This is a genomic window from Pseudoalteromonas peptidolytica, assembly GCF_012641745.1.
GTDB classification, from domain to species: Bacteria; Pseudomonadota; Gammaproteobacteria; order Enterobacterales; family Alteromonadaceae; genus Pseudoalteromonas; species Pseudoalteromonas peptidolytica.
Genome location: NZ_WEHZ01000057.1, coordinates 1 through 14,441 on the forward strand (window position 1 = coordinate 1; position 14,441 = coordinate 14,441).

General features: G+C 41.3%; 11 protein-coding genes. 5 read left to right on the forward strand and 6 right to left on the reverse strand.

Going from position 1 to position 14,441, the window contains the following annotated elements:
- Positions 1 to 693: 693 nt before the first annotated feature.
- The 3 genes from F9Y84_RS21330 to F9Y84_RS21340 all read right to left on the reverse strand — a co-directional run bounded on the left by F9Y84_RS21330 (position 694) and on the right by F9Y84_RS21340 (position 6,320).
- Complete coding sequence (locus F9Y84_RS21330; protein WP_147390932.1) at positions 694 to 2,844, reverse strand: DUF6351 family protein; 2,151 nt, start codon at positions 2,842 to 2,844, stop codon at positions 694 to 696.
- Positions 2,845 to 3,421: 577 nt separating this feature from the next.
- Positions 3,422 to 4,123, reverse strand: a complete 702-nt coding sequence (locus F9Y84_RS21335; RefSeq protein ID WP_244297426.1) for a substrate-binding periplasmic protein — start codon at positions 4,121 to 4,123, stop codon at positions 3,422 to 3,424.
- A 148-nt stretch (positions 4,124 to 4,271) separates the two neighbouring features.
- Complete coding sequence (locus F9Y84_RS21340) at positions 4,272 to 6,320, reverse strand: TonB-dependent receptor (protein WP_125253419.1); 2,049 nt, start codon at positions 6,318 to 6,320, stop codon at positions 4,272 to 4,274.
- A gap of 497 nt (positions 6,321 to 6,817) precedes the next feature.
- Between F9Y84_RS21340 and F9Y84_RS21345 the strand changes: the two genes are divergently transcribed.
- The 3 genes from F9Y84_RS21345 to F9Y84_RS21355 all read left to right on the forward strand — a co-directional run bounded on the left by F9Y84_RS21345 (position 6,818) and on the right by F9Y84_RS21355 (position 9,472).
- A complete protein-coding gene (locus tag F9Y84_RS21345; RefSeq protein ID WP_147390934.1) occupies positions 6,818 to 7,138 on the forward strand; it encodes a hypothetical protein in 321 nt (106 codons plus the stop codon).
- Positions 7,135 to 8,748 carry a PepSY-associated TM helix domain-containing protein gene (locus F9Y84_RS21350; protein ID WP_147390935.1) on the forward strand — a complete coding sequence of 538 codons (1,614 nt, stop codon included), beginning with the start codon at positions 7,135 to 7,137 and terminating at the stop codon, positions 8,746 to 8,748. The genes F9Y84_RS21345 and F9Y84_RS21350 overlap by 4 nt, the downstream gene beginning before the upstream one ends.
- Before the next feature lie 103 nt (positions 8,749 to 8,851).
- Positions 8,852 to 9,472 (forward strand): LysE family translocator, encoded by a 621-nt coding sequence (locus F9Y84_RS21355; RefSeq protein WP_125253422.1) that lies wholly within the window; start codon positions 8,852 to 8,854, stop codon positions 9,470 to 9,472.
- Here the strand turns inward: F9Y84_RS21355 and F9Y84_RS21360 are convergent.
- Positions 9,434 to 10,360 (reverse strand): LysR substrate-binding domain-containing protein, encoded by a 927-nt coding sequence (locus F9Y84_RS21360; protein ID WP_147390936.1) that lies wholly within the window; start codon positions 10,358 to 10,360, stop codon positions 9,434 to 9,436. The genes F9Y84_RS21355 and F9Y84_RS21360 overlap by 39 nt on opposite strands.
- 107 nt (positions 10,361 to 10,467) lie before the next feature.
- On the opposite strand from F9Y84_RS21360, the gene F9Y84_RS21365 reads away from it, so the two are divergent.
- A complete protein-coding gene (locus F9Y84_RS21365) occupies positions 10,468 to 11,289 on the forward strand; it encodes an aminotransferase class IV (RefSeq protein ID WP_147390937.1) in 822 nt (273 codons plus the stop codon).
- Between the two features lie 48 nt (positions 11,290 to 11,337).
- On the opposite strand, the gene F9Y84_RS21370 is transcribed toward F9Y84_RS21365, so the two are convergent.
- On the reverse strand, positions 11,338 to 11,955 hold the full coding sequence (locus F9Y84_RS21370; protein ID WP_147390938.1) for a hypothetical protein: 618 nt from the start codon (positions 11,953 to 11,955) through the stop codon (positions 11,338 to 11,340).
- Between the two features lie 303 nt (positions 11,956 to 12,258).
- On the opposite strand from F9Y84_RS21370, the gene F9Y84_RS21375 reads away from it, so the two are divergent.
- A complete protein-coding gene (locus F9Y84_RS21375) occupies positions 12,259 to 12,930 on the forward strand; it encodes a hypothetical protein (RefSeq protein WP_225740811.1) in 672 nt (223 codons plus the stop codon).
- A gap of 204 nt (positions 12,931 to 13,134) precedes the next feature.
- Here F9Y84_RS21375 and F9Y84_RS21380 read toward each other — a convergent pair whose 3' ends face one another.
- A complete protein-coding gene (locus tag F9Y84_RS21380; RefSeq protein ID WP_147390939.1) occupies positions 13,135 to 14,106 on the reverse strand; it encodes an integron integrase in 972 nt (323 codons plus the stop codon).
- Between the last annotated feature and the right edge of the window lie 335 nt (positions 14,107 to 14,441).

Genomic DNA, 14,441 nt, shown 5'->3' on the forward strand with positions numbered 1-14,441 from the left:
GCATTAAATGCCAGACCGAGAAAGTGTTTAGGGTATAAACAGCCTGCTGTTGTATTCAATAAATTACGCAAAGTACGTAAAGCAGCTTAATTTAGCGAGTGGTGCACTTCGGAGTTGAATTCGCGGGTGATATATAGCTATTCGTTTGTTGAATTTTGTGTAAGTTTCTTCGGCTAGTGCGTCAAAGTCAGTGGGCAAAGGTTGGTATTTAGCAGACATTCTTTTCTTCTAGTTTTGGTAGCGCGTGCGCTTAATCAACAGTATGGTGCGAAATTTGAGAGTAATGAATCGCAACAATGTAGTAACATATTATGGTGGAGAGTAATTAAAAGCAATACTATATATCTGAGGTATATGGAGAATTAGTAAGTTATAGCGGTCTTTGCATGCGCTGATGCGGTGTAAATTCAGTAGAGTTTTTCTAAGTGGCAACTCAGCAAGCAGAGACTCGCTTGTCGGCTATATGCCTTGCGGCTTGACCTCATTCGCTTATGCCATTATCCAAACCTCAGGCTATCGAAAAAGACAAGTTCCTGCTACTTTATCTTCAAGGTTACAAATTAGCAGAAAAACATAAGTATCTTTTTACTTCAAGTATACGTATCGCAAAACGTGAAGAATGAGAATAATAGCAGCATCACAACACCAACTAGCAAAGGAGGTATCAGGCTATGTAATACCTCCTACGTGTCATTAATGCAGATCTTGCGGTCTTCCCATGTCAGGTTGACTGTAATCGCACACACCATCCGGGTAAATCTGTTTTAATTCACGAACCGCTGGTGCGATATCGATACCTGTGTACAGCCCTTTGGCGATAGCTTGGTCAATCGAAATGCGGTGACATTTAAATATATCTCCAGCCCAGCTTGCACCAGCTTGAATTCGACTGGTAGAAAACATCGGGTATTTAGCTGTGCAGGTGCCTTGAGGCTGATTATTCCAGATCCCATTAAAGACAGTGTCACCGCTAGCAATAACATTGCCGTGTTCGTCATAGCAAGTGTCAAAAAGGGTTGCAGGTTTAGCGTCTGCTACTGATAAACTCGGGTTTTCTTTTAGGTTAAGCAGCCATTCGTCCATCTTCTCAAATGCCAATTTTGTTGGGTTAAATGATTGATGGGCTACCCAAATCACTTGATTGCTAGGGGTTGAGTTTGCAGCTTCCATTCGTAATCGAGTGTAGAATGAAGCTGACATATGGTGCATATCTAACTCATTTTCTAGATAATGCCGAGCATCAATAATGGGTAAATTGACTTTACCGATAAATACTTGGCCAGAGCGATAAGCTTTTTCCATTGCTTGCAGACTGCCTTGGTGCCGAGGTGCTACACCGGTGTCATCCGGTGTTGTGATATTGTGATTGCCCCAAAGTGTTAACCAAATTGGTAGGTTATGGCCAAAGGGCAGGGCTATCTTTTCTTGCTGCATTTGTGCTTGTGGCTTCCACGCGCCGATGTTTTTATTGATATCAATAAATTCCGCTAGGGTGATCTGCTGCGCTTTTAACGCTTCCAGACCATACTGGACACCTTGATTATCCCACGTACTCAGCCCCATTCCAGAGTCGTCGGTACCAAATAGGTTAGCCATGTCTTGCCAGTAACTCCAATTTGTATTTTCTACAACCGAGTCTGTGAAAAAAGGCCTCAAAAATCCTTGCCTTGGGTTATTAATAAAAGCAGATAAGCCAAAATATCCATTAATGCACTCACTGTTGCCATCAGGAAATGAGGGAACGAACCCCGACATCAACTGGTTTAGTGGTTGTAAAAAGCCAGCTCGTTGGGGAAAGCCGTTAATGGCATTCATTCCTTCTATATGACGACGCCGGGTCCAATCACGCCATGCGTTACGGTCATTAGCACGAAAGGTGAAGTAGTTATTTAGCAGATCACAATCAAGGGCATAAGTGGTTTGTGTGATCATATCTGGGTAACTATACAATGGAATTAGACCATCTAAGATCCCATCGCTATTTTGGGCAATGAGGTATTGAGCTAATCCACCACCAGAACCACCAATACCAACGGTATAAAGTGGTTCGCCATATAAACTCGTGAACTGTTTTTTGACCCGTCTAGCAGTATCTTCAGCTAATAACATGTTATAGGTATAACTGGTTTTGTTACCACTTGAGCTTATCACGGCATAGCCCAACTTTAGCTGCTCTAGTTGCCTGTCAATTACCCGAGTTGCTTTTTGTCTTCCTTGGCGATAGCCAATACCTGAGCCACCATTAAATTGGTAAATTAGCCGTTGGTTCCATTTTGCTTTACCATGCTGGCTGCCAATTTCTTCTGCGTTTATTGGCATCACTATGGTGTAGATAAAGCGGTTAATTGTACCTTGCTCTACCCGCAGCAGTAGCCCAGATTGTGAGAGATCTGCTGTGGCGTCTACGGGGGTAATACGCTCATCTTCAGTTATTTGAAAATATTGTAGTCGCGTTTTAACTGTACAGTCTTTGCTGTAACCTATTATTTTACCAGATTGCTCGCTAAGCACTGGAACACCAACACCATCTTGGTTATCAACGTCTGGTTGGCCGAGGCCGGAATCCACAGTCATACAGTAAAAAGGATACTGATTAGGCCCAGAATATAAACTGGTTGCTGGGCCGGTTTTACCGACAAAAATAGGGAATTCAAAGGGATCTTTGGGTCTTTCTGCTTTGGAAATATGAGGATAAAAGTCAAGAATTGCTGTATTTTCACTACTGGCAATCCCCTTAACGCCTAAGATTTGCCGACGCTCACTCTCCAGCCAATACCAGTATCCTGAGCCTGTAATAAGCACAATCAGAAGTGCGATAAAGAGCCATAATTTTGGTGATTTCATAAGTCGCTCCTCATGTTTTGGATAAACAAACTACTTTTAGCGTCGTTTAAAGAAATTCAGATCGCACTACGAAGCGCGTTATTCGCTCCTCTTGATTTCAAGTTATTGACGTAGCTCATTCCTTGAAATAAAGACACTTACCTTTTGTCCAGACTTCTTTTTTGAAGCACGCGATAACATCAGTGGTATTTACCATATAAATATGGGTATCTTGAAGCCGCATAGATCGAAAAAATGGGTATCAACACTATTGCTTTGGCACTAATACTTCTCACGTACTCACGATCACTTGGGATAATCTTCACCTCATTATCGATACGGTTTCTGTATTTCTAAGTAGGCACCATATTCAATGAGCAAACGCTTATAAGACGTATATCTTAAGTGTAGAACGGCTCAAATGAAGTGTGGTTATTTGTTTGTTATTTGAACATAAATAAAATGCACAGCAATAAAAAGGTTATATAAAGCAGAATGTTGGTGCATATGTATGATGTTGACTCATTAAATTGGAATACGTGTAACTAAGCTAAAGGTTGATAGCTAAAATGCCTAAGCTTGTCACAGGATTCCACGTCTAGTTTCCTAAATACTGTGTTTTTATGGTTTGGATCTGCTCAGGTGTTACCCTATGAAGCTTTGCTCCTACGTAATCTGCTAGCGTCTGATTGCTGCTTTTGTAGCCCATAAGCTGGGGCTCAGCGTGAAATGGACTGGGTAAAAATGTGACTGCGAGCTGATGGTGTTTGATCACCTCCAACGCCCACACTTTGTCAACTAACACGGCATCAACTCTATTGTTATTTAGTACGGAGAAAAATATTTTGCCGTCTTCATGGATTTGTTCGTAAAATGAGCGTTCAACAATGGCTGCATTGATAGCCTTGAGACTGTTAATGACCTGCTCGGGATAATTATAGTCTTCTGAAATCATCACTCGTGGTGCTGCGAGCTGATAAAAATCATCTGGCGATGCAAAGCGGCCACGGGTGACTGCAAGAGAAAGCTGCCATGTAGTGAAAGACATATTCAAAGTAGCAAAGCCATCAGCTTTATCAACATGTAGCGTAAAATCGAACGTGTTATTGGCAACACCAGCCAAGCAACGGCGATAAGGAAGTTCGTGAAAAACCAATTTGTAGTCGCTATCGATTAGCGCTGCTTTTATGATTTCAACCTCAATACCTTGCGCCTGTTTGTGTTGGTCAAAAAAACTATAAGGCCACCAACGCTCAAAGCATATATTGATTATGTGTTCATTTGTTTTTGCTTGGGACACTGTACACACAAACACAGCGAACAAAAAGAAGAAGACCCGCATTTAATAAACTATCTTAACTATCCTCCTCTAAGGTTAATTTGAGATAAGAAAAAGCGCAACATGATGATGTTGCGCTTTATATCATTGAGATTTAGTCGATTTACAGTTAAAAGCGGTAAGTAGCTGAAATACCCATGTTGCGAGGGTCTACAATACCAACATAACCGTATTCGTAGCGACGACTGCTCGGTGAAACCAGAGTGTATGCTTCTTTGTCAAAAACATTATTTACGAAGGCAGCAATCAACCAATTGTCAATTTCATAATCGATATTAAAGCGAGACAGCGTGTAATCGCCTGCGATCCGCTCTTGAGTATTGCCGATTTCACCGTAGTACTCATCTACTTTAACGGTGCTAAGGCCAACATGCAGCTCATCAGTGAGCCAATACTTAATTGCTAAATTGGCTGTGAAGCCTGGCGCTGAGCTTAACTCGTTACCATCAAATGCGGAGAATTTTACGCTGGTATCTTGTATTTCGGTTCTTAATACCCCCGCGCCGCCTCGAACCTGAAGATCAGGTGTTAACATCGCGGAAAATTCGAATTCAGCACCGTAGGTGATCACAGTATCCATATTGGAGATACGATATTGAGGATCATTTGCTTGGTAACCATCGTAATTGTTATAAAACAAATTAGCGCTGATATTCACATCATTACTCAATGCCGATCTTAGACCCAGTTCATACGTGTTAACGGTTTCTGAGTCGTAATAATAATACTCTCCAGTTTCCCATTGTAATGCGCCACCTGCACCATTGTACCCTCGTCTAGCACTAAAAGATGCTGTGGTTTTATCATTTACATTGTATTGTAAAACCAGTTTAGGTAAGCGAATTGTTTTGTCTTGATCGAGTAGGGAGTTTAGTACCCCCTGAGCAGTAGTAAAGTGAATATCACGCCACTGTGATTCTTGTTCAATACGTGCCCCAGTGATGATCGTAAAATCAGGGTTTAGTTTATAGCTTAGCTCCCCATATATGGCTTTTGATTTGCTGTCATCACTGCCAAAATAGTTAGCGAAGCCGTCACTATGATAACTTTGTTCTCTATCATAATATGCTAAACCAATGAAGCCTGATAAAAGGTCTGCGTTGTAATTGAGTTTGAATTCGACGTTTACATTGTCCTCATTCATTCTCATGATTTGTTCAAAATTCGGATTAGCTTCATAAGAATCAAAGCCGAAATTGTAATCCATCGCTGCCATCAAAATTTCGTAATCAAGGTTTTGATTTAGCTTGTGGTTGATTTTTAAACTAGTTGTTTTTGAATTGGTATCCATATAACGCTCCCAAGCTGGGATGAAAGCGCGAGGATCCTTTGCAATATAGTTTGTACGGCCTGTGTTACCTTTTTCAAAAGCAATTGAATGGCTAAGCAGTGCCGTTACTCCCTCAAATTGACTAGGTTGCCACAATAATTTAAATCTGGCTTTTTCTGTATTGAGTTCGTTTAGGTCAAATTTAGGTGGGTTATCTTTGTACTCAATGCTGTTGTCGTAGTCTTCACCGTCAACACGCTGACCAGTAATACGAAATGCCAGCTCATTATCAATAAGCGGCCCAGATAGCATAATCGACTTATCTATATAACTATCTTTATTTCTATATGCAACTCTACCTGCACCTTCCCAATCAAAAGAGGGATCTTTGGTCTTTATAAACATTGCGCCGCCGATACTGTTTCGGCCATGGCTAGTAGATTGTGGTCCTCTAAATACCTCGATTTGTTCTACATCCCACATTCCCGTATCACCGGTTAAATCAGCCATAAATGGCTCAGCCACACCGTCGGTAATGGTTGAAACTCTTGCTTTAGCACCACCAGAAACACCGTTGAACCCGGTTGCCGAACCATTGCCTGATACACCGCGAATATCTGGCTTTGCACCTGAAAGTACAACTACATTGGCGATTTCAGAAACTGCACTACTTAAGCTTAAGTGCGTTAGATCTTTGAGTTGAGATTCATCAATTACAGATACGGAAGAAGCGGTATCTTTTAGACTACGTGCTGTTTTTTCGCCTAATACGATGATTTTTTCAATAGATTCGATTTCTTTATCATCATCGGCGTAACTAAGAGGAGAGAGTAGTGCGGTTGAGACACAAAGCGCTATGAGAGACTTATTTGGAGAGTATTTATTCACCGAGGTGATCCTTCTTACCTGATAGTAGTTTTCTTAAGATAATTGCCTGAGCAATCAAGATATACACATCTACACGCTAGGCTACGAATAGGCTAGAGACACAGATTGTTGTCATTTTCGGTTTTATTCTAAACAAAAATGATTATCATATCAATTGTATTTTGTGTTGCTGAAATAAAAACACGCGCTATAATTCTCATGCTTTATTCATCCTTTTTTGATGTGAAACGGAGTTTTACTTTGGTAATTTTGTTTTTTGTCCTTCTCTTGATTGTTGCCATTACGCTGATTTATTGCACCAGCAAACACCAACGCTTGTTGAGTCAACGTCTACCCAAAAAAGCTAGGGTCGTAGGCTATGTTTTGATGACTATCTCTTTCACATGTGCATTTCAGTTATTTGTTGGTGCTGCTGTTTTATTTAGCTGGCTAGTTGCTGTAATGGCGCTGACTGCACTTATCCCACTGACTATTTTGATGCTTTTCAGGAAATCATAATGAGTAGGTTAGCCACGACAGAAAAAGTCCAACCTGATTGGTGGGGGAAAATATTCGCTGGTGCTGTATTTGGACTTGCGTTGAGTTTTGGAATGGTAGGGTTATTTGCATGGCTTGGTAGTGATGGCCTTACCCAAACCATTAGTGTAGAAAAACATAGTTGGCGTACTCAGTTTAATATGTGGATCATACCACCTATTTGGCTGTTAATTCTGAGCTTTGTATTTATGTTTCGAAGCGCAAAGCAAGCACTAATTTGGTTAGGTGGAGCAAACATACTGGTTTATGTATTATTGTATTTTGTGAGAGGGATAGCATGAAGGTAAGAGCAGACATTCTAAGAATTTATCAGGCTGTTCATACGTGGACCGGGATCACGACAGGACTTTTGTTGTTTATAGGTTTTTTTGCTGGTGCCATTACGATGTTTGCAAGCTCCATAGATAAATGGGCGACGCCACCTTCTCATCAATTACCACAAGTCGAGTCGACTCAATATGATACATTAATTCACAGTGTGTTAGCACAATATCCCGAGTCTCAAAATGGACTAAAAGTGAGTTTTGAGGAGGGGCAATCTCCTATTACTTGGTATCAGCAAGGGAGTGCAAGAGGACTAAGCTTAGATAAACAGCTATGGCATGGCACATTGGATGAATCTGGAGAGTTGCAGGCGCATACGAGCTACATCAACGAGCTTTCTGCTTTGGTTGATTATTTACATCGAAGCGCGGGCATTGCAGGGGAAATTGGCCATGATCAAGCGGGTGTGTATGTGCTCGGTATTGCTGCTATTTTGTACTTCATCGCGTTGATCTCTGGGGTGATATTTTTATTACCTACATTGGTCAAAAGCTTCTTTGCACTTAGGGATAATAAAGGGGCAAGTCGTTTTTGGTTGGATACTCATAACTTAATTGGGATCACCAGCTTACCATTTCATATTATTATAGCGCTTACCGTCATTGTATTTGCATTTCACGACATTCTTTATGGTGGCTTAAGTAAGCTATATGGCGATAAACCGCTTTTCGCGCGTGACGCCCCCTCCAAGGTTGAATTTAACGTAGCGCATTTGCCTAGCATTGAAGAAATAGTGGCAAGAGCGAAAGTTTATGCACCAGAACACTCAATCAAAGAGATCACACTTAGCCGCCTAAACAGTAAAAGCCCATCAGCTTCGGTGCAACTGGTAAGTGATGAGTATCTGATGCGTGGACCAAAAACAGACTTCTTGTTTATGAATCCATATACGTTTGAAATCTCAACGAGCAGTGTAATTAATGGCGATCAAGGTATTTGGGGAGCGGTAGTTACCACACTATTTGGTCTTCATTTTGGAAGCTATGGTGGCGAGATAGGACGGTGGGTGTATTTTTTCCTAGGCGTGCTGGGAGCCGTATTATTTTACACTGGTAACTTACTCTGGCTCGAAAAGCGGCGTAAACAAAAGCAGGCCGAGCAATCTAAATCTACTCAGATTATGGGTAAACTCACTATTGGCGTCGCAATGGGTGCGATGCTTGGGGTCGCTGCGGCTTTTGCGGTGACTAAATGGGTGGCGCTGACAGCGTTAAATATAAATGTAGTCTATATGTGGGCTTACTATCTCTGCTTCTTTATTACGCTAATGTCTGCATTTATTTTTGGCATAAGTAAAACCGCAATTTGGTCACAAAGAAGCATCGCGATTTTATGCTTTTCACTGCCGCTATCTTCAATTATTGCGATGATGTTGCCAAGCCTAGGTATTTGGCCAGCATCAGGTTGGTCATCAGTGGTTCTGGAGCTAAGTGCTGCGATCCTTGGTGTCATTTTCTGGAAAATGGCTGATAAAACAAGGCTTCGAGCACTTTATGGTGAGCCTAATAGCATCTGGTTTATTGGTCAGTCGCAGGCTGAGCAAACGCTACAATCTCAATCTGCATAATCAACATAAAAAAGGAGCAATCAGCTCCTTTTTACTTGTAAACTATCATCTATTTTCTTAATTCTGTTATTCTACGCGCTTTGAAATTCTCTACGGAAATATTATGGAACTTACTGCTTGGCTAAGCTTGGCCGCTATTTGTGCTTTCGGTGCGATGTCACCGGGTCCTAGCTTGGCTGTTGTATTGCGCTACAGCTTATTTCATAGTGCTAAACACGGCATTGTGGCGAGCCTTTCACATGGTGTTGGTGTGGGAATTTATGCAAGTTTAGCCATTTTAGGCTTGTCTGGGTTGATCCACCAATTTCCAATTATATATCAGTTTTTGGTTTATGGTGGGGCTGCATACCTCGCGTGGATGGGGATTAAAATCCTAACAAGTAAAAGTGAGGGTCTCAGTGTGTCAAATGCTGATGGAGCTAGCTCATACCGAAAAGCAGCTCAAGACGGGTTCGCAATTGCCTTTTTGAATCCAAAGCTTGCCATTTTCTTTGTAGCACTTTTCTCACAGTTTATAGACCCCGAAAAAATGACACTATTCGTCGGATTTGTCATGTGTATCACAGTGCTTACGATAGACGCCTTATGGTATTTTTTTGTCTCGGTGGCCAGTGCCTCAGCAAGGGATAAATTTGATTTAACAGCAAAGCGTGCGGTGATTGATAAAATACTCGGTTGCGCCTTTTTACTGCTCGCGATACGAGTTATTTACCAATCCCTGTAGCCACTGAACACATTTTTGGACAGGCGCACTATTTTCGCGCCTATCAGGAATTACAGCATAATATGCGTAAGGCGCAGGAATAGTGAGCTCGTGTTTGCTCAGCTGAACCAATCGACCGTTGGAAATTTCTTTCTCAGCCAGTTTGGGCTCGACTAGGCCAATTGCGTTTTCGTCTTGTATAAATTGGATCACTTGGGTCATTTCGTCAAATGTAAGATGCTCAGCATTGTGCCAATCGACGCTTGCTAAGCTTTCGAACCAAGTTGACCAACTTGGCCACTCTAACGTACCGACGCGACACTTAACTGAGCATAATAAAAATTGTGGAAATGCTTTAGGACTTGCTAATAAGGCTTGATGTTGTTGCCATAAAGCCTTGCTACAAACAGCGACTAGACTGGTATTCATTACTTTCTTTACTCGAACCGCGCCTTGCGGCTTACCATCACAAAAGCGTATTGCTATATCAAAATCGCTCTGTACCAGTGGTCGTATTTTATCTGAAATATCAATCTCAATGTCTGTATCAGGGGTTATTGATTTCAAGCGAGCTAAATTAGGTAAAAGCAGTTGAGTAGCAAAGCGTGTGCTTGCTGTAATGCGTAATGTTTTAGCATCTTGGTTGAGCCGTTTTGCTTGCTCTATTACCGAACGCATTTGTGTAATCGACTCGCAAGCTTGTTGACAAATGATCTGACCCTCTTTGGTCACTTCGAGACCTCCAGGGTGTCGCGTAAATAATAAAAAACCAAGTCGACTTTCAAATTGTCTGATCTGGTAGCTCACGGCTGCAGGTGTGAGTCCAAGTTCGTTAGCTACTTTTGAAAAGTTTTTGAGCCGCAAACTCGCGTCCAAGATTTGAAAGAGAGAGCCACTTAAGTACTTCATTTAATATCTCTGCAAATTTAATTTGTAACGCTGAAAAAACAATTCGTTTTTCAAAGCCTTCTACTTTGGCGAGAATAATACCACACAGAGGTATTTGGACTAGTGAAATGAAAAATAAGTTTACTACTTTTATTAATGGTAATGTTGCCAAAGAAGAGGTGTTAGAGCAGTTGGCATTTGCAGGTCATGCACATTTTACTGCGATGCAGATGCGAGATTATGCAGTGAAAGGATTCGAGTTCCATATGACAAGATTACTGCAAGCTTCACAAAAATTATTTTCAATAGAATTAAATGAGGGTGATGTGATAGAGCAGTTACAAGCCGCTATAAGAGAGGCCCCAAAGGACAGCTCAATCTTAATCACAGTATTTAGTTCGGACGGTGAATTTACGCAAAAATCTAAAGATGCAGAACTCAATATTATGATTAAAACAAGCGCAGCACATAATGGTCCAACTGGGCCTATGCGTTTGAAATCTTTTGAATATCAGCGCCCACTAGCCGACACTAAACATGTGGGTGAAATCGCAAAGACTTACTTTATGCGTGAAGCACATAACGCTGGTTTTGATGATGCCATCTTTGTCCACAATAACCGAGTATTGGAAGGCAGCATTTGGAATCTTGTGGGGTGGGATGGGGAAGGGTTAGTCTGGCCGAAAGGGCCTAAGTTACACGGCACCATGATGCAAATCATAGAAGCAATGGCGCAACAAGCTGGAATAAAGCAAAGCTGTGTTGATATTTCGTTAAGTGAAATAGAGCAGCTAGATGGGCTTGCACTACTAAACTCTTGGACGCCCTGTGTTCCCATCGCGGAGCTTGATGGGAAAAAACTTAAATTAAACTATGATTTTTATACATTACTACGAACGTTACATGATAATGCTGTCGTGACTCGGTTAACTGATCTGAACTTTAGATAGTTAGTATCCGTCCGACAGTACGTGGGAATCGATTTGGATGAGGTTAACTCACGTCTTATCAAAACCTTTTCGCTGTATATAGTTATGTAGGATAAATGCTTTGAGCCTGCTATTGTCTACTTTATCCATTGTAAAAGAGATGGCAAGCTCCAGCGGAGTGATCACTTTTATGGAGTTTATCTTTGCAAGTAATGGAATAGGATCACCGAGGTATAGTTTTGCGATCCGACGGGCTAAATTGGCTTGGATCGCGCTTGCTTTGAAGGGAAAAGTATTCAGCAGCCCACCAGATTGTGAAATAGAAACGATATTAAAGGGCATGTATTGAGAGGAGACTCTCAATCTAACAGGGGTCGAAGGGCAAGTTCGCCAACTGCGCGCTGAGCCTGCTTGTGTGGCTTCGAGAATACTTGGAGCCTCGACATTATGCTCGAGTAAATCAATCAGGCTCGATAGATTGGTAAGTGGAAACTCAACGTGCTCATTGTCGTTTTTAGCCACGATACAAAACTGTGAATGACTCGAAATACTTGCCAGTAACTTTTTAATTTCCGCATAAGTTTGCTGCGCCTGCTTTGGAATATTGTCTGATGGCCGTTGTTGCTCAGTGGGATGACTAGTCAACGTTCGATTAATAAACAATAACTCTTCCTTTGTTAGTTTCATGGCTTAACACATCCATTGGGTGGTTGATATTTATCCAGCAAGGTTTGTACCAAATTACTAGCCGTCGCGACTTAGCATGAAGCAAAGCATGGCTAGATTAAGCAGTCACTTGATCAACCATTACTCTTGAGGCAATAAAACGTACCAAAGTGGCAATGAATTGCCTGTGAAGCTAGGTTTTTATCTGAAATATCAAGCGTGGAACTACCTATTGCTTTTCTTTTGACCTGTTTTTAGTTGGTATTGAGGTGGAATAGTGCTTGCTAAGACTAGTTATCTAGCTAACTAAACCTTGATTATTTCATGCAGATATTTTTTATAGGATCACAAGCCCCTGGGCTTAGCGAGGTTACAATTAGCGCTACGCCTGAGATTGCTCTAAGCAGGGAAGACTACCAATTTGATGCAAATACAAAAATACAACGGACAGGAGCGTTTGAACAAAATTTGATAGAGGCGGTACAAGCTAAGCCTGCTGTTGAGATAGAAAACCATAAAAATGAGCAAGAGCCACTGAAATTCCAGTTTGCAGAGCATGAGGTTTTGTTTGATCTTGCAAGTCTCGCACAACAAGATGAAGCTGCCTTTGAGGAGCTTAAACGACTGCTAGCGGACATTATGGTCAACCCGATAAAAGTCACGATCGGCAGTAAAGATCAATCTCAGTTACTACTGTTTAAAAATTTAGAGCTGGACTTCTTGGCATATAAAGAACTCTCGGAACGGTTGGAAATGTTAGCCAAGCTCGACCATGAAACCGAAAGTCAAAAAGCGCTAGCACAGCAAGATAGAGATCGCATCCGTACGGTAATAGCAAGTTTACATGCACGATTAGAAAGAGGCCAAGAAACCGTACTTGGTGGGACAACACTAAAATCTTTGGATTTGAATCGCAAAGATTTTGAGCTTGAACTAGATAGCCTGTTTACCAGTGTTGGCTTTGATTCGGATATGCCAGTAACCGGCGCGACTTGATTGCTGTGATCATTATTGTTTAGCAGGATTTGCACTTTTTACCAGGTATAAAACGTAGTAGCCCATACCCGAATCTCACCATTTAAAAAGAACGGGATTAGATTTTACCTAACAGGCGTTTTGAGCGAATAAAAGACGGTCATCAACGTTACTTTTGTTCCACGAAGCGCACGTTCCACTAACTTATTTATGCCCCAAAACAAGCTAGAAAATTTTGCTCAAAGGGCTAACTACACCGTTTGCGCCTTGCTGTAAAACATGGGTATATATTTGCGTTGTCTTCACATCGGAATGACCAAGTTGAGCTTGCACGGTTCTGATATCTGCACCACTTTGTAGTAAATGAGTAGCAAATGAATGTCTAAAAGTGTGGGGCGTTATAGGCTTTGTTATTTGTGCTTTTTTGGCTGCCTCTTTAACCGCTTTTCTTACTCCTGTTTGATGAAAATGATGTCGGCGGATCTCGCCAGTTTCAGGGTCAGCACTTAACTTATATGAGGGAAATAGATACTGCCAAGCAATTGATTTGTTGGCGTTAGGATATTTTCTTGCTAGTGCATTTGGCATCCAAACTCCAGCATAATGTTCATTCTGGGAATCTAATTTTAAGTATTCATCAGCCTGAGCAATTTGATTTCTTAGCAAAGGTATAAGCTCTGTGGCGAGTGTAACCACCCGATGTTTATTTCCTTTCCCATTCCAGATCCGAATGCACTTGTAGTCAAAGTCAATATCCTGAACTCGGAGTTGCACAGCTTCCATTACACGTAAGCCGCTACCATACATTAAACCTGAAATTAAATAATATCGCTTACTTAAAAACGACATGAGACGTTTAACCTCCTCAGGGGTCATAACAATTGGCAACTTAGATTGGCGTTTGCTTCTGACAAACGTTAGATTAGGACACAAATCCTGTTTAATTATTTGTTTATACAGAAAAGATAATGCATTTAACGCTGTCGCTTGTGTTTTAGGCGACACATTACATTTAAGAACAAGGTAGTCGAGATATTGGACAACCTCGTTATCACCCATTGAAGCTGGGTGACGCTTATCATGAAAATGAATATAGGAAGAAATCCATTTAAGATATGTATCAACTGTTCTAAGCGAATATTGCTTAGTCAGCATAAACTCAGCGATGTGGTTTAGAAATGGTGAACGCGTTCTCATTGAGCCAGCCTCAAAATGACTGTGTTTATATACAGTATTGTTGCGTTTCTCCTATAGTCAAGAAAACGACCCATTGGGTCGATCTTGCCGTGTATATGTTCAGAGCAATACAGCGTAACTTCAATGCTGGTAAATACTTTCTGAATTTGATATTAATGGTCAGAGGACAAAAGCGAGACAGATTATGGCAGACAAACGACCCAATCGCTCGATATTAAATTGTTGAACTAAGCCGCTACGCGGAGATCCTACTCTCACCAACTGAGCCACACTTACCTTGAGGTTATCCCATAACTTGGAGGTAAGTCATGAACCCACTCATAGAACAAGTCAAA

What these genes read in the sequence shown, in the direction of transcription:
- F9Y84_RS21380 (WP_147390939.1), bottom strand. Translation starts at nt 14,106, where the DNA reads ATGAGAACGCGTTCACCATTTCTAAACCACATCGCTGAGTTTATGCTG.
- F9Y84_RS21365 (WP_147390937.1), top strand. Translation starts at nt 10,468, where the DNA reads ATGAAAAATAAGTTTACTACTTTTATTAATGGTAATGTTGCCAAAGAA.
- F9Y84_RS21350 (WP_147390935.1), top strand. Translation starts at nt 7,135, where the DNA reads ATGAAGGTAAGAGCAGACATTCTAAGAATTTATCAGGCTGTTCATACG.
- F9Y84_RS21345 (WP_147390934.1), top strand. Translation starts at nt 6,818, where the DNA reads ATGAGTAGGTTAGCCACGACAGAAAAAGTCCAACCTGATTGGTGGGGG.
- F9Y84_RS21355 (WP_125253422.1), top strand. Translation starts at nt 8,852, where the DNA reads ATGGAACTTACTGCTTGGCTAAGCTTGGCCGCTATTTGTGCTTTCGGT.
- F9Y84_RS21360 (WP_147390936.1), bottom strand. Translation starts at nt 10,360, where the DNA reads ATGAAGTACTTAAGTGGCTCTCTCTTTCAAATCTTGGACGCGAGTTTG.
- F9Y84_RS21330 (WP_147390932.1), bottom strand. Translation starts at nt 2,844, where the DNA reads ATGAAATCACCAAAATTATGGCTCTTTATCGCACTTCTGATTGTGCTT.
- F9Y84_RS21375 (WP_225740811.1), top strand. Translation starts at nt 12,259, where the DNA reads ATGCAGATATTTTTTATAGGATCACAAGCCCCTGGGCTTAGCGAGGTT.
- F9Y84_RS21370 (WP_147390938.1), bottom strand. Translation starts at nt 11,955, where the DNA reads ATGAAACTAACAAAGGAAGAGTTATTGTTTATTAATCGAACGTTGACT.